The organism is Rhizobium sp. CB2179 (genome assembly GCF_057653455.1).
In genome coordinates this window covers 68,554-82,814 of record NZ_JBYGKR010000002.1, presented here as the reverse complement: position 1 = coordinate 82,814, position 14,261 = coordinate 68,554, and the positions used below count along the sequence as shown (strand labels likewise).

The following is a 14,261-nucleotide window of genomic DNA, read 5'->3' as shown; positions in this document are numbered from 1 at the left end:
CCCTCAATAGGTCATGCAGGCGGCGTTGAGAATACCGATGACCAGCGCGATGCCGCCGCCCCATATGCCCGCGGCGATATCGCCGGCAGTGATCTTTTCATGCAGATCCGTCATGGTGAAATTCGCAATATAGTAAGCCAGGATCTGCGCCAGAATGCCGACCACCGCCCATATGATGTAATCGACTATGCTGACCGAATTGGCTGCGGCCGAAGCCAGCGGCAGGCTGAAACCAACAAGCGCGCCCAAGAATGCCGTGACGGCGGCAAGATTGCCTGCGCGAATGAGTTGGACTTCCTTCTGCGGCGTCAGGAATGTGTAGATCACCGCGAAAACGCCGTAAGCGGCAAGACCAACGGCGAAATAGCCGAGGAAGGCAGGCAGACCCGCCACGTAATCGAGCATTGAAAAAGTCCTCCGTTGAAATTGATAGGATCCCCTCAGACGCGGCGAACATCGGCCGGAGCGAGTCCATAGCCGATCAGAAATTCCACCGAGCTGCCTGCCTGGCTCTGTCCGAGATCGAGGTCGCGCTCGACATTGATCAAAAGCATCTCGCGCGTCGAGCCAAGCGGGCGATAATATAGCATGCAGGTCTGGTGAATGGAGCGCTGCGCCTCACCGTCGTCGACCTTCTCGACAAACTCCGCCAATGGGGTGCGTTCCGGGCCCTCGCCCCAGAAGCGGCTATAGAGGATGCCATCGGCATCGTATGTTGACTGACCGATCAGGCCGTCCGGCCCGGTCCAGCGGTTCCATTCGCCCTGCCCGGCAGGCACGACGCTGTCCCAGGGCTGATAAAAGCTGATGTCGTCGACATCACCCGGCTGGCCCGACGTCGACATCACCTGAATCATCCGATGGTCTTCATCGTAGTAGCGCGACAGAACCGTCGCGGCATCGAGCGAAACCTCACCGTAGGCGGCAATGATGAACGGGCCGCTCCGTGGCAGCGGCATGGCCGGCTGGCCGGCCAAAGCATCGGCTTCGAGGGAGAGGAAATCGATCTCCAACGCCCCGCCGATGGCGGCGCTCAACGGGCCAAGTTCTTTGGGTAAGGGCCTTTCGTTCTTGTCTCTGCCGAACCAGCCGATCATGATACCTCTCCCATTCGAGCCCAAGCGATGGCAGCGGGATCTAGCCGCATTCCGCTGATGTAGTAAAGGGTCTCGCCGCCCCGCATCAGCGTCTCGTCCTGGCAATTGAGGTCGGTCATGCCCTGGCTCAGCATGCCCACCAGCGTCACATTATGCTGACGCTTGAGCCTTAAAAACACGTCCCCATAGAGTAGCGGCGTTTGCAAAGGCGGCACCGGCAGGGAAAACGCCGTGTCGGTGGAAGCGGCCGACAGCAGCCGTGCGGCGATTTCCGAAGAGCCCGGATCACGGGCGGAACGCGACAGCAGCTCCTCGGCGAGCGAGCCCACCGCCTCGACGCGCGGCCGGCGTTGTTTGACCATCTGTGCCGTGCGGTCGTCGGCGAAATAGGCCACGATATGGGCATTGGGCGCGTGGTCTTCGGCAATCAGCACGGCGGCCAGCGTCTCGTCGTCATTTGCACCGCGCGCGATGATCGCGCGCGCCTGGGCCACTCCGGCCCGCACCAGAGCATCGGCATCGGCAAGCCGCTCGGTTCTGATATAGTCGGCGTAATTGCTGGCGGGATTTTCCGGCAGGTCCTTGGCAACCAGAACACTCATCGGCTCGTTGGCCTGCCGTTCGGCATGCAGCAGCCGCAGCGTCTGGTATGTCTGCCCCTCTTGCCAGCCCAGGACGATGATATGGCCGGCGCGTTCGCTGTAATCACCCAATCCGCGCATGCGATTCCTCCAGATCGTACCGATATTTGTCAACAACTTGCCAAGAACAGCGGTGAAGATGGCAATGCCGCCGGGAAGAACGAACAGGACGGCAATTAATCGGCCGGCCCCCGATTTTGGAGAAAGATCGCCATAGCCGACAGTCGTTGCCGTCACCATATAGTAATAAAGAAAGTCGACCGGATTGCCGACGAGATCGGCTTCGCCGGCCAGCATGAAGAGCAGGTAAGAAGCGACCAGGTGGATCACGAGGATAACAAAAAGGGCTGACCAGGCCAATTCGCTGAGCGAGAGATATACACGCCGCATCAATGAAGCGATAAATGGCAAGCGATTCGCCCCCGTTCCCAACGCGTACCCTAGCGAAATTTATTTAGCGCACCAGATCTTTAAGTTGCAAACCGATTACCCAAATATTTTGACGTTCCAACCGATGGAGGACTTTTTGGAGACCTGGAACCTCACCACTTTAACGCGCCTGTTCGCCGCCGATCCCGACGCACTGGGCGATGTGGATGTAGCCGTACCCGAACAGGGCGACGTCATATGCGTGACTCTTAAGGAAAAGGGCGATCTCGACGTCTTCGTCGCGGTGAGCGGGGAGCGCGACATCCTCGTCAGCGCTGTTCTGGTGCCGTGCAAGGACGTGTCCAATCGAGAAGCCTTCGAACGGATGGTGCTGAAGACCCATAAGTTCGTGCCGCTCTCCAGCTTCGGCATCACCACGATCGACGGTGAGGAATGGTATGAATTGTTCGGCTCGCTGTCAGCACGCTCGCCGGCCGAGACGGTGGTCGAGGAAGTTGCGATTCTGGCTGCCAATGCCGTCGATGCGGCACATATGATTGAAGAATGGAAAAGCGGGGAGATTGCAGCGTGAGCACCTGGGGCAAGATTTTCACCGCCATTCGCGGCGGCATTAACGAAGCAGCGGAAGCGGCCGCCGACAGCCAGTCCATGCGCGTCCTTGATCAAGAAATCCGCGACGCTGAACAGTCGCTGCGCAGTGCGCGATCCGATCTTGCCGGCATCATGGCGTCCAACAAGAGCGTCATGCGCCGACTTGACGAAAACCGCGCCAAGGAGACCAAGGATACCGACAGCGCTCGCGCTGCGATCTCCGCGGGCCGCACGGATCTCGCTCAAGGTCTGGCTCAGCGCATTGCTAGTATCCGTGCCGAAGTGCAGCGCGACCAGGAAGAGCTCGACCGGCTGCTGCCTCGCCAGCAGCAGATGCTGCGCACGATCCAGGAGACCGAAGCGCGCATTGCTCAGATGAAGCGCGAGGTGGGGAATGTCAAAGCCAATGAGTCGCTGCTGCGCGCTCAATCGGCGATCGCCCATAGCCAGTCGGGCATCAATACCCGCCTCGGTAGCGCCGTCGAAAGTCTGGAACGCATCAAGAAACGCCAGGAAATCACTGCCGGCCGCATCGAAGCCGGTGCTGAACTGGCCGCGCTGGAAAACGGCAGCGACCTCGATCGTCAACTGCGCGAGGCCGGCATTGGCAGTTCGAGCCACTCGGCCGATGACATTCTTGCACAGCTGATGGCACCGAAACATTCGGTAGAGCCCATCTTGCTGCCAGCGCCGACCAGCAAAAAAGACTGATAATCCCGGGAGCGGCAGCCCTGCCTGCCATTCCCGCGCGCGCTTACGGAATTGGAGCGCCGCGACCCCACCTCTTAAAGCAGTGGGGATCGCGGCATTTCAATCCGCTGCAAGCTGCCCTTGGCAGGCGGTGCCATCGCCGCCTGCCCGCTTGTTTGGCGTTCCGCGGCCGATACGCCGGATACGCCCGTCAGATCTTGAAATTTGTCGCGACACATGACATATAAAAAGCGACAGATGACGCAGGAGAAAGATCATGGCCGTCGCAGCAAAAGCACCCTCTTCAGCGGCAGGCGGTGGTGAACTGCAAAAAATCGAAGCATTGCTCGGCGGTTCGCGCATTCTGTCGCGTAGCCTGACCAATGCCCTCGACGCCCATGAGCTGCTCCTGCACGGCCTGCCTGCAACAGCACTGGATCATCTTGTCGGCACTCTCGTCGTCCTCGGCAAGAACGAGTCCCTCGAAAAGGCGGTGGGCATGAGCTTGCGCACCTGGCAGCGGCGGAAGGACACGCCTTCCAAGCCGCTCAGCCAGGAACAGAGCGGCCGCGCGTGGAAATTCGCCGAGATCCTCGCAAAGGCAACGGATATCTTCGGATCGCAAGCAGAAGCCGAACAATGGCTGGAGCGTCCGGCAGTCGGACTTGAGCAGCGCCGCCCGATCGATCTTCTCGGGACGCCCGCTGGTGTCGAGCTTGTCGAGGATCATCTCGATCGCCTGGAATACGGCGTCTATGCATGACCCTTTTGCCGATCGCGCTCGGCGGGACCGAGCTGGTCGCGTGGCGGCTCGATCAGGCTGTCCATGCGCCGACTTGGGATAGCGGAGAAGGCGCCTATCGGGTTGGCGGCCGCTGGAACAGCAAGGGGGTTCGCGCGGTCTACTGCTCGCTCGATCCCGCGACGGCGATCCTTGAAGTCGCGGTCCACAACGGGTTCCGGGCGCTCGACACCGTGGCGCACAGGATGACGGCAGCTGTCATTGCCGATGCTGGCGATATCCATGTTGTCGATCCGGGAAACGTGCCCAATCCCAACTGGTTGCGCCCGGGCATTCCCAGCGCCGGACAGCAGATCTTCGGAGACGATTTGCTTCGACAACATCGTTTCGTTGCGATCCCGAGCGCGGTCTCGCGGCATAGCTGGAACCTGATTTTTCTGGCAGGCGGTGCGACGGGCGCCTATGCACTGAAGTTCCAGGAGTCCTTTGCCCTCGATACGCGGCTGCATCCGCCCACGTCATGAACGTCTTGGAGCCACGGGGCTATTTGGAAGGGACCGAATTCAATGTCAAATATTGACATCGCGACCCGGATGCAGAACAATTTCAGGAATTTGATAAGGAGGGTGCTTCATGACCAGCAGCCTGCATGTAAGCTTGCCCGATGAAATGCGTGCCTTCGTCGATATGCGCGCCAACGGGAAGAGCCAGTACACGACGCCGAGCGAATATGTACGCGCCCTTATTCGCGAAGATATGGCACGCGAAGAAGATCGCCGCTATGCCATCCGCTCGCTGCTGCGGGCGGAAGAGGAATTCCGGCGCGGAGAGATGCTGCCCCTTTCCGCTCTGGATGCTATCGACGCGGAGCTGGATGAAGAACTGCGCTAGTGGCTCCTCGCGTTCTCATCCTGCCGACCGCCCTTGATAACTACCGTCTGGCAGTCCGCGAAACGGCGCGAAAATGGTCCACCGAACAGGCGAAAGCATATGGCCGCTTGCTGCGGGCGGGATTTGAAGGCATCCCCGAAGCCTACGCCCGCGTAAGGATAAAGAAAGACGAGCGCGCCGGGAATTCGCTCTTCCGGCTCCACAAGATAGAGCACCATTACGCCGTATACATCGTCGTTGACGACTCAACCTTCGTCATTGCCGCGGTCTTGCATGAGCGGATGGATATTCCCGCACAGCTGAGGACAATCGAACGATTGACCGACAGAGAGTATGAAGCGTTGATGGGACATCCTCGGCCGAAGTCCTGAGGACGGTCGGCCGCGATCACCGGCGGCGCGGCAGCAGATCGAGCAGCAAGCCGCGTTAGATAGGCGAGAGGCGCCCCGCTTACCGAGACCAAGCGGATAGTCGACGCGCAAACGCAGCACGCCATAAAAATGCTCGATCCGCCAAGTCGGCTATTCTCACTGCCTCCTAAAGCGTGTCGCGATCTTTCAGATTCGCTTGTCGCGCTTTAGCTCTTTGTTTTTACGCATGTCGTTGTCGCAAAACCGCTGCGCACTTTTGCGCGACATGCTTTAGTTGACCCCGAGAAATTGCTTCAACTCCGCTGTCTGCGGATTGGCAAAGACTTCCTCCGGCGGGCCTGCTTCATGGACTCGGCCCTGGTGCATGAAGACGACGCGGTTGCAGACGTCGCGGGCGAACTTCATCTCGTGCGTCACCATCAGGAGGGTCATTCCCTCGGCGGCGAGTTCGCGCACGACGGCCAGAACTTCGGCGACCAGTTCCGGATCGAGCGCGGAGGTGATTTCGTCGCAGAGAAGTGCTGTCGGCTGCATGGCGAGCGCGCGGGCGATGGCGACACGCTGCTGCTGGCCGCCCGAGAGCTCGTCCGGATAGGCGTCGAACCTGTGACCCAGCCCTACCCGCTCCAGCATCTTGCGGGCGGTCGCCTCGGCTTCGGCTTTCGGCGTCTTCTTGACCACGGTCTGCGACAGCATGACGTTGCCGCCGACGGTCAGGTGCGGGAAGAGGTTGAACTGCTGAAAGATCATGCCGACCTTGAGGCGCAGTGCCTTCAGATGCACTTCATCATCGAGGAGCTGCGCGCCGGCCACGGAGATGGAGCCGTCAGTGATGGTCTCCAGGCCGTTGATGCAGCGAAGCAGGGTCGATTTGCCCGAACCGCTCTTGCCGATAATGGCGATGACTTCGCCAGCCTCCACATCGAGATTGATGCCTTTCAGCACCTCGGTGGTGCCAAAGCTCTTGCGGACTTCAGTGATTTCGATGAGCGACATTGAGCTTCCTTTCCAGGATCTGGCTGCTTTTTGACAAAGGCCAGCAAAGGGCGAAGTAGATGAGAGCGACGAGCCCGTAGACGGTGAAGGGCTGGAAAGTGGCATTGGTGACGACCGTGCCGGCTTTCGACAATTCGACGAAACCGATGATCGAGGTCAGCGCCGTTCCCTTGACGATTTGAACGGAGAAACCGACCGTCGGCGGTATGGCGACCCTCAGCGCCTGCGGGAGGATGACATAACGCATCTGCTGCAACCGGCCCATGCCGAGGCTGGCGGAGGCTTCCCACTGACCCTTCACGACCGCTTCGACGCAGCCTCGCCAGATTTCGGCGAGGAAGGCAGCGCTCCACAAGATCAGCGCGAAACCCGCAGCAAGCCAGGCCGGCACGTCTATCCCGAAGAGGCCGAGACCGAAAAAGGCGATGAAGAGCTGCATCAGCAACGGCGTGCCCTGGAAGAGCTCGATATAATATTTCGCGACTGTCCTGAATGCCTTGCGCTTGCTGATGCGCAGGAACAGCAGCCCCAGCCCGACCACGCCGCCGCCGATGAACGAGACCAGCGAAAGCAGGATCGTCCAGCGGGTGGCGAGCAGCAGGTTGCGCAGGATGTCCCAGAGTGTGAACTCGATCATCGTGCTGCTCTCCTCGGGAAAATGAACCCGCCGACCACCGCCAGCAGCTGCCGAAGCAGGATCGCCAGCACAAGATAGATGGCTGTCGAGACGATGTAGGCCTCGAAGGCGCGGAAGGTTCGCGATTGTATGAAGTTCGCGGCAAAGGTCAGATCCTCGGCGGCGATCTGCGAGACGACTGATGAGCCGAGCATGACGATGACCACTTGCGACGACAGTGCCGGCCAGATGCGCTGCAGGGATGGCACGAGAACGACATGCCGGAAGGTTTCGAAGCGCGTCATGGCAAGGCTCTCGCCTGCCTCGAACTGGCCCTTCGGGGTTGCCTGGATGCCCGCGCGGATAATTTCGCAGCTATAGGCGCCGAGATTGACTACCATCGCGAGGTTGGCGGCCGTCAGTTCGGAAAGCTTGAAGCCGAGCGACGGAAGGCCGAAGAAGATGAAAAAGAGCTGGATCAGGAACGGCGTGTTGCGGATCAGTTCGACATAGGTCGCAACGACAGGCTTCAGCCAGGCCGGGCCGAGTGCACGCACCCAGGCACAGAAGATGCCGAGCGATATGCCGAGCACTCCGCCGATCGCGATAAGCTCCAGCGTGATCAGTATGCCCTTGATGATCTCAGGATAATATTCAAGCAGCCAGCCGAATTCGAAATGGTAACTCAAGGAATTGTCCCCTCTTGTGGCGACGGAGCGTCATGTCATCCCGCGCGGGCGCGGGATGACATCCGTGAGACCGGCCCTTAGAGATCCGACGGGAGATCGGCGCCGAGCCACTTCTGCGATATGGCGTTCAGCGCGCCATCGGTTTTTGCGGCGGCGATAATGCCGTTCACCTTCTCCAGAAGAGCTGCCTGTTCCTTGTTGAGACCGATGTAGCAGGGCGAGTTCTTGATGAGGAACTTCATCTCAGGGCGCTTGGGAGGATTTTTGGCGAGGATCGCAGCGGCCACGACGTTGCCGGTCGCGATGGTGTCGACCTGGCCGGACAGGAAGGCCGAGATGGTGCCGTTGTTGTCCTCGTAGCGCTTGATCGTCGCGTCGGCCGGCGCGATCTTCGTCAGCTCGAGATCTTCGACAGCGCCGCGCGTGACGCCGATGCTCTTGCCGGCGAGATCTTCCACCTTGGCGATCGAAAGATCGGCCGGTGCGAACACGCCGTTGAAGAAGGGTGCGTAGGCCGTGGTGAAATCGATCACCTTTTCGCGCTCCGCATTCTTGCCGAGGCTTGATATGACCAGATCGACTTTGTTCGTCTGCAGATAGGGAACGCGGTTGGCGCTGGTGACCGGCACGAGCTCGGTCTTGACGCCGAGCTTTTCGGCAATGAGATTGGCCACATCGATATCGTAGCCCATCGGCGCCATATCGGTGCCGACACTACCGAAGGGCGGAAAATCCTGCGGGACGGCGACACGCAGCGTACCGCGCGCCGTGATGTCGGCAAGAGCATCGGCGTAAGACGCGGAGCCGAAGCCGAAGGTTGCAGCCAGGGTCGCAATTGCGAAGAAGACTCGTCTTGTCAGCATGTTTTAGTTGCTCCTTTGAAGTTGTGGTTTTTTGGGTCTGACAGTTGGGAGACCGAGGGCACGGTCTTGCGAGGAAGTGACAGGGAACTGCGCAGTTCCGAGAGCGGATCGGGCCGTGTGGTGAGGTCGAGGCCCATTTCCACTTCGTCCAGATGTTCGATAGAGAGCTCGGCAGCTCTGACGAAATAGCCCGCTTGCATGGCCTCGAAGATGCGGCAGTGTCCGTCATGGGACTGTGCTGCATGAAATTCAGACTGATAGAGCATCGAAATGAGGATCGTCCTCGCGGTGAGATCACGGAGGATATCGACGATGATGGCGTTCCCGCTCAATTCTGCGATGCGGATGTGGAAATCGCCCATCAAATAGGTCAGGCGCTGGCGGTCGCCCGCAGCCATTGCGCTTTTTTCCTCGTTCAAATGCGCGTCGAGAGCTTCGCGTCCCTCGTTCGTCAATACGCGCATGCTGCGCAACAATCCCGCCTCGATGACGCGCCGTGCCTCATAGACCGCGATCGCCTCTTCAGCGGACGGCTCGACAACAAACCAGCCTCGTCTCGGACTGACATGCACGATACCGCGTGTTTCCAAGCGCATCATGGCTTCACGGACGCGGGTTCGAGACACGCTGAAGAGCGTTGCCAGCTGGTTTTCACTGAGACGCGTCCCAGGCCGAATCCTGGCTGAAAGAATCCCGGAGACGATCGTCTCCTCGATGGTCTTCTGCGTGGTCTCAGATGTCTGGCTATCTTGCATACAAGACAGGAAAGCAAAGCTCGTGCCAAAATTCGGCGTTCAGGACTTCCAAGATGTCTCGGATCCCTCCGCTGGAATTTGCACGCTGGGAATGCAGACTGGGCGTAATTTGAGCGCATGCCCGCAATTCCTTGCAAGCCCCAATCAGCGCCGGCCGCGCGAAACCGACGAAGCCCCTTCCCTATCGGAAGAGTCGCTTGCGGCAAGACCGGCTCGACCTATATAGTCATGTTAGTCACTATAGTCAGGATATAGCGAATGCAGAAATCACGACCAGAGGATAAAAGTTGGACCGTCGCCAGTGCGAAGGCCAAACTGTCTGAGGTTATCCAACGCGCGCAAGCAACGCCGCAAACGATCATGCGCAATGGTAAACCAAGCGTCGTCGTCGTTTCAGCCGAGGAATGGCAGCGGAAGACCGCGCGCAAGGGCACCCTCGCAGAGTTTCTGATGCAATCGCCGCTGCGGGGCGCCGATCTCGATCTCGAGCGTGAACGCGACGAACCGCGTGATCTCCAGCTGTGAGAGTTCTGCTCGACACCAATGTGCTTTCCGAGGTGACAAGGCCGCGTCCCGATGCACATGTCTTACAATGGCTGGACAGTCTCGACGAGGATCGCTCATTCATCAGCACCGTATCGATCGCGGAGATCCGGCGTGGTGTCGCATTGATGGAAAGCGGGCGAAAGCGCGACGCGCTGGCTGAATGGCTTGCCCAGGATCTGCCGCAGCGCTTCGAGCAGCGCGTCATCCCTGTGCACCAGCCGGTTGCGATAGCCTGGGGCGACCTGATGGGGCTCGCAAAGCGAAGCGGACGCGGCTTATCGTCAATGGACGGCTTAATTGGCGCCACCGCGATTGCTCACGATCTCACCCTCGCCACGCGCAATATAAAGGATTTCGAGGGCCTTGGGATCGAGCTTGTCCACCCTTGGACCGAGCGCCCGTGACGATCCACAGAGCGGACCGCCACGGGATCTTTTCGTCTAGTTGAAACTCGAGGTTTTGAGGAATTCCGCCAGCCGTTCGGTCTTCGGATGCACGAACATGTCCTTCGGATCGCCCTCCTCGCAGATGACGCCCTGGTTCATGAAGATGACGCGTGACGAAACGTCGTAGGCAAAGCGCATCTCGTGGGTGACGAGCAGCATGGTCATGCCGTCGGCGGCAAGCCCCTTGATGACCTGGAGCACTTCGCCAACCAGTTCCGGGTCGAGCGCCGAGGTCACTTCGTCGAACAGCATCAGCCTCGGCGACATGGCGATGGCACGGGCGATCGCGACGCGCTGTTGCTGGCCGCCTGAAAGCTGGCCGGGATAATGGCTCGAGCGGGCGGAAAGGCCGACACGATCGAGCCATTTTTCCGCGATGGCGCGGGCATCCGGCTTCGTCATCTTCTTCACCTTGACGAGGCCGAGCATGACATTTTCAGCGGCACTCATATGCGGGAAGAGATTGAACTGCTGAAACGCCATGCCGGTCAGCGCGCGCTGGCGTGCAATCTCCTTCTCGCTCTTGCGGCGCCGCGTTGCGCCTTCGGCGCGGTAGCCGATCTCCTCGCCGTCGAGGCTGATCGTGCCACCCTGGAATTCCTCAAGCATGTTGATGCAGCGCAGCAAGGTGGTCTTTCCCGAGCCGGACGAGCCGATGATGGAAATGACTTCGCCCTCCTCAACGGCGCAATCGACGCCCTTGAGGACTTCGTGGATGCCGTAAGTCTTACGCAGACCCTGGATGTCGAGAATGGTCTTGGCCATCGGGGGAACTCCTCAGGACGGCAGGGCGGTCTTGCGCTCGACGTATTTGCCGAAGTGCTCGATGCCGTAGTTGATGATGAAATAGAGACCACCGGCCAGGAAGTAGAACTGGAGGCTCATGAAATTGCGGGAGATGATCTCCTGCGTGCGTAGGAGAAGCTCCGCAACGCCGATGACGGAGAGCAGCGTCGAGGCTTTCACCATCTCGGCCGCCGTATTCACCCAGGCCGGCAGGCATTGGCGCATGGCCTGCGGCCACAGCACAGAGGTGAAAGTCTGGGTAAAGGTCAGGCCGATCGCCTTGGCGGCTTCGGTCTGGCCCTTCGGGATTGCCTGAAGCGCTCCGCGCACGATTTCGCCGACATGGGAGGAGCAGAAGATGGCAAGGGCGAGCACCCCGGCCGAGAACGGCCCGAGATCGAGGCCGACGGCGGCGGAGACGTAGTAGCTCGCCAGCACCAGTACGAGCACCGGCGTGCCACGGATGATATCCGTATAGGCACGCACGGCCAGCCGCAAAACAACGCCGCCATAGACGAGCGCCAAACCGACGAAAACGCCAAGTATGGAACCCGCAAGGATGGCCAGCAGGGAGATCGACACGGTCACGCCGATGCCGTTCATGATGACGTATCGGGCGATCCAGAGTTGTTCGAGAAAAGTGTGGGACATCAGGTCTATCTCGGCAGGGCCAGACTGCGCTCGACGAAGCGCATCACGGCGGCGATGAGGAAACAGGCCGCGACATAGAGCGCCGACGTCACCATCCAGGTCTCTATGACGCGGAAGCTCTCGACATTGATCTTGCGGGCAGCAAACGTCAGTTCGGGCACGGCGATGGCGGCGGCGAGCGAGGTGTCCTTGAAGAGCGAGATGATCGTCGAGGACAGTGATGGCAGCACGTTGCGCAGCATCAGCGGAGCGATGATGGAGCTGCGGATCTGCATCCCCGTCAGGCCGATGGCAAGCCCCGCTTCCGTCAACCCTCTTGGAATAGACAGCAGCCCGGCGCGGAACACTTCTGCCAGATAGGCGCCGGAATAAAGCGACAGAACCAGGACGAAGCTTTTTATCTTGTCGAGGCGCAAACCCATTTGCGGCAGCGCGAAAAAGACGAAAAGCACCAGGACGAGAATCGGCAGGTTGCGAATGACAGTGACATAAACTCGCGCCGGCACCACCGCAAAGCGGCTTTTGGAGGTCAGCGCGAAGGCCACCACAAGGCCGATCGCGGCCCCGATCAGGATCGAGATCACCGCAAGGCCGAGACTGAGCGCGAGCCCGCTCAAAAGATAATCGAAGTTGCGCCAGACGGCAGCGAAATTCAACGTGTAACCCATACGGGCCGCCCTTTCAGACCAGAGCAGGATGCCGAAAAATATGAGCGGTTTTCGGACGGCGTCATGCTTTCACTCTTTAAATGCGGAGCGGGAAACATGTCCCGCTCCGCATGGCTGTTACTTGAATTCGACCGGGAAGCCGATCTGCGGCGGCGTCAGATCTTTGCCAAACCAGGTCTTGAAGGACTTGGCGTAAAAGTCGAATTCAACGCCGGTCATGGCTTCGTGCAGGGCGGTGTTGACGAAGTTCAGCCAATCCTGATCGCCGCGCTTGACGGCGCAGGCGTAGGTCTGCGGATTCCAGCCATAGCCGGCATCTTTGTAGCGGCCCGGATTCTGCGTCATGTACCAGGCGAGCGACGACTGGTCGGTGGCGACTGCATCGGCGCGTCCCGATTCCAGCGCCTGATAGATCAGGTCGACGGAATCGTACTGATCGACGGTCGCCTCCGGCAACGCCGCATGCACCATCGCCTCGGCATAGACGTTCTGGAGAACCGAGATGGTGACGGAGGAACCGGCCGCCTTGAGGGCTGCGTAGTCGGCATATTTTCCGTCCGCCTTGAGCATCAGTCCGACACCCTCGCGATAATAGGGAATGGTGAAGGCAACCTGCTGGGCGCGCTCGCCGGTAACGGTCATGAACTGGCAGGTAATGTCGACTTTGTCGGTGGTGATGTTCGGGATGCGGGCGTCGGAGGACTGGTTCACATATTCGATCTTCTCAGGATCGCCGAAGAGCGCCTTGGCGATGATATGGCCCATGTCGACGTCAAAGCCCTGAAGCTTGTCGTCGGCGCTTTTGAAGTGCCAGGGCGCATTGGTGCTGCCGGTGCCGAGGACGAGATGGCCGCGGGCCAGCACTTCATCGAGTTTGCTGCCGTCGGCCAGCGCAGGGGTGGACAACAGAGCGGCGACGGCCAGCGACATCACGCCGGTGCGAAAGGAAATAGTCATGGCGTTCCCCTTATCATGGTTTCTATTGTTCCAGTATAATGGACGCATGTCTGTTTTACTGGAACAACGTTATCAAGTGCCATCAAGGGTGAATTGTCAATGGGCCATGCTGAAAAAACGCGCAGTGGCGCGCGTGGCGATTTTTTCGGCAGTGCAGCATTGTTCTGTTGTTTAGAGGCTCAACATCATGCCCTTCCCGCTCAGCGACCTCAGGCCATGCCGAGGGCGCAAGATGTGCTCTTTACGGCGAGCGTCTCAGGATCCGGCGCCTTACCGGTTTGCGATTGCAGCGCGGATCAGTGAACCCGCCGCCTCGCCGGCGGCTTCCATGTAGGTCGGGTCGCGATGCAACAGAACGACGGCGAACGAGCCATCGAGCAGCAGGACGATCTGCCGGGCGAGCTGCGGCGCTTCCGTCTTGATCCCGGCCGCCTCGAATGTGACCCGCAACCACGCCTCGACCCTCTTCTTGTGTTCAATCCCGACTTTCATGGCTGGATGGCCGGGCATATTGACGAGTTCCGCAGAGGTGCGCAGGAAGCCGCAGCCCTTCCATTTCGGATGGCGGGCCGCGCGGGCGAGATTGCGAAAAATGCCTTGCACCTTATCCGCCGGTTCGCCCGCCGTTTCCGCGTACCAGCGCTTGAATAGAGAGAGGTTGGGCTGATCGCGCGCCTCCAGATATGCCCCGATGAGATCGTCCTTGCTGGCGAAATGGTAGTAAAGGGTGCGTTTGGTGACGCCGGCCTCTTCAGCCACCGCATCGACGCTGACGCTTCTGATGCCCTCGTTGTAAAACAGCTTGGCGGCGGCCGAGATGATGCGTTCGCGCGTTGGAACTGCAGGTGAGATCATGCCGCTATGTATACCGACTA

21 protein-coding genes are annotated in these 14,261 nt (G+C 59.8%); 8 read left to right on the top strand and 13 right to left on the bottom strand.

All coding sequences use genetic code 11. The features are described 5' to 3' along the window. Positions 1-3: 3 nt before the first annotated feature. The 3 genes from AC244Q_RS24495 to AC244Q_RS24485 are packed head-to-tail and all read right to left on the bottom strand — an operon-like array spanning position 4 to position 2,149. Positions 4-405: a DUF350 domain-containing protein gene (locus AC244Q_RS24495; RefSeq protein ID WP_003550237.1), complete on the bottom strand. Its 402-nt coding sequence runs from the start codon at positions 403-405 to the stop codon at positions 4-6. A gap of 35 nt (positions 406-440) precedes the next feature. Further along, positions 441-1,097 (bottom strand): YjfK family protein, encoded by a 657-nt coding sequence (locus tag AC244Q_RS24490; protein WP_128407802.1) that lies wholly within the window; start codon positions 1,095-1,097, stop codon positions 441-443. Further along, the gene (locus tag AC244Q_RS24485; RefSeq protein ID WP_017996233.1) at positions 1,094-2,149 is read right to left on the bottom strand and encodes an ion channel; all 1,056 of its coding nucleotides are present in this window, start codon (positions 2,147-2,149) and stop codon (positions 1,094-1,096) included. The genes AC244Q_RS24490 and AC244Q_RS24485 overlap by 4 nt, the downstream gene beginning before the upstream one ends. A 103-nt stretch (positions 2,150-2,252) precedes the next feature. On the opposite strand from AC244Q_RS24485, the gene AC244Q_RS24480 reads away from it, so the two are divergent. The 6 genes from AC244Q_RS24480 (at position 2,253) to AC244Q_RS24455 (ending at position 5,413) form a co-directional block, all read left to right on the top strand. Then, the gene (locus tag AC244Q_RS24480; protein ID WP_029871137.1) at positions 2,253-2,699 is read left to right on the top strand and encodes a YjfI family protein; all 447 of its coding nucleotides are present in this window, start codon (positions 2,253-2,255) and stop codon (positions 2,697-2,699) included. After that, entirely contained in the window at positions 2,696-3,430 is a 735-nt protein-coding gene (locus AC244Q_RS24475) for a PspA/IM30 family protein (protein ID WP_017956566.1), read from the top strand. Before AC244Q_RS24480 ends, AC244Q_RS24475 begins: the two co-directional genes overlap by 4 nt. A 256-nt stretch (positions 3,431-3,686) precedes the next feature. Then, positions 3,687-4,172, top strand: a complete 486-nt coding sequence (gene parS, locus AC244Q_RS24470) for a type II RES/Xre toxin-antitoxin system antitoxin (protein ID WP_012755584.1) — start codon at positions 3,687-3,689, stop codon at positions 4,170-4,172. Further along, positions 4,169-4,675, top strand: a complete 507-nt coding sequence (locus AC244Q_RS24465; RefSeq protein WP_017996235.1) for an RES family NAD+ phosphorylase — start codon at positions 4,169-4,171, stop codon at positions 4,673-4,675. The genes parS and AC244Q_RS24465 overlap by 4 nt, the downstream gene beginning before the upstream one ends. A gap of 109 nt (positions 4,676-4,784) precedes the next feature. Continuing rightward, positions 4,785-5,042 carry a ribbon-helix-helix domain-containing protein gene (locus AC244Q_RS24460; protein ID WP_003550229.1) on the top strand — a complete coding sequence of 86 codons (258 nt, stop codon included), beginning with the start codon at positions 4,785-4,787 and terminating at the stop codon, positions 5,040-5,042. Then, complete coding sequence (locus AC244Q_RS24455; RefSeq protein ID WP_017996236.1) at positions 5,042-5,413, top strand: type II toxin-antitoxin system RelE/ParE family toxin; 372 nt, start codon at positions 5,042-5,044, stop codon at positions 5,411-5,413. Before AC244Q_RS24460 ends, AC244Q_RS24455 begins: the two co-directional genes overlap by 1 nt. A gap of 270 nt (positions 5,414-5,683) precedes the next feature. Here AC244Q_RS24455 and AC244Q_RS24450 read toward each other — a convergent pair whose 3' ends face one another. The 5 genes from AC244Q_RS24450 to AC244Q_RS24430 all read right to left on the bottom strand — a co-directional run bounded on the left by AC244Q_RS24450 (position 5,684) and on the right by AC244Q_RS24430 (position 9,332). Beyond that, positions 5,684-6,409, bottom strand: a complete 726-nt coding sequence (locus AC244Q_RS24450; RefSeq protein ID WP_012755581.1) for an amino acid ABC transporter ATP-binding protein — start codon at positions 6,407-6,409, stop codon at positions 5,684-5,686. Then, positions 6,387-7,046: an amino acid ABC transporter permease gene (locus AC244Q_RS24445; protein WP_011648875.1), complete on the bottom strand. Its 660-nt coding sequence runs from the start codon at positions 7,044-7,046 to the stop codon at positions 6,387-6,389. Before AC244Q_RS24445 ends, AC244Q_RS24450 begins: the two co-directional genes overlap by 23 nt. Next, positions 7,043-7,714, bottom strand: coding sequence for an amino acid ABC transporter permease (locus AC244Q_RS24440; RefSeq protein WP_011648874.1), 672 nt, complete (start codon positions 7,712-7,714; stop codon positions 7,043-7,045). Before AC244Q_RS24440 ends, AC244Q_RS24445 begins: the two co-directional genes overlap by 4 nt. A 77-nt stretch (positions 7,715-7,791) precedes the next feature. After that, the gene (locus AC244Q_RS24435) at positions 7,792-8,577 is read right to left on the bottom strand and encodes a transporter substrate-binding domain-containing protein (RefSeq protein WP_017996238.1); all 786 of its coding nucleotides are present in this window, start codon (positions 8,575-8,577) and stop codon (positions 7,792-7,794) included. Beyond that, positions 8,571-9,332: a GntR family transcriptional regulator gene (locus AC244Q_RS24430; protein WP_128407803.1), complete on the bottom strand. Its 762-nt coding sequence runs from the start codon at positions 9,330-9,332 to the stop codon at positions 8,571-8,573. Before AC244Q_RS24430 ends, AC244Q_RS24435 begins: the two co-directional genes overlap by 7 nt. 258 nt (positions 9,333-9,590) lie before the next feature. Here AC244Q_RS24430 and AC244Q_RS24425 point away from each other — a divergent pair, with 258 nt between their 5' ends. Both AC244Q_RS24425 and AC244Q_RS24420 read left to right on the top strand, forming a co-directional pair. Next, complete coding sequence (locus AC244Q_RS24425) at positions 9,591-9,857, top strand: type II toxin-antitoxin system prevent-host-death family antitoxin (protein ID WP_128407804.1); 267 nt, start codon at positions 9,591-9,593, stop codon at positions 9,855-9,857. Then, complete coding sequence (locus AC244Q_RS24420; RefSeq protein ID WP_012755577.1) at positions 9,854-10,282, top strand: type II toxin-antitoxin system VapC family toxin; 429 nt, start codon at positions 9,854-9,856, stop codon at positions 10,280-10,282. The genes AC244Q_RS24425 and AC244Q_RS24420 overlap by 4 nt, the downstream gene beginning before the upstream one ends. A gap of 36 nt (positions 10,283-10,318) precedes the next feature. On the opposite strand, the gene AC244Q_RS24415 is transcribed toward AC244Q_RS24420, so the two are convergent. The 5 genes from AC244Q_RS24415 to AC244Q_RS24395 all read right to left on the bottom strand — a co-directional run bounded on the left by AC244Q_RS24415 (position 10,319) and on the right by AC244Q_RS24395 (position 14,241). Continuing rightward, on the bottom strand, positions 10,319-11,089 hold the full coding sequence (locus AC244Q_RS24415) for an amino acid ABC transporter ATP-binding protein (RefSeq protein ID WP_012755576.1): 771 nt from the start codon (positions 11,087-11,089) through the stop codon (positions 10,319-10,321). A gap of 12 nt (positions 11,090-11,101) precedes the next feature. After that, positions 11,102-11,761 (bottom strand): amino acid ABC transporter permease, encoded by a 660-nt coding sequence (locus AC244Q_RS24410; protein ID WP_011648868.1) that lies wholly within the window; start codon positions 11,759-11,761, stop codon positions 11,102-11,104. A 5-nt stretch (positions 11,762-11,766) separates the two neighbouring features. Then, entirely contained in the window at positions 11,767-12,429 is a 663-nt protein-coding gene (locus AC244Q_RS24405) for an amino acid ABC transporter permease (RefSeq protein ID WP_017996239.1), read from the bottom strand. Positions 12,430-12,546: 117 nt separating this feature from the next. Then, complete coding sequence (locus tag AC244Q_RS24400; protein WP_012755573.1) at positions 12,547-13,386, bottom strand: transporter substrate-binding protein; 840 nt, start codon at positions 13,384-13,386, stop codon at positions 12,547-12,549. Positions 13,387-13,656: 270 nt separating this feature from the next. Then, positions 13,657-14,241: a TetR/AcrR family transcriptional regulator gene (locus AC244Q_RS24395; protein WP_017996240.1), complete on the bottom strand. Its 585-nt coding sequence runs from the start codon at positions 14,239-14,241 to the stop codon at positions 13,657-13,659. Between the last annotated feature and the right edge of the window lie 20 nt (positions 14,242-14,261).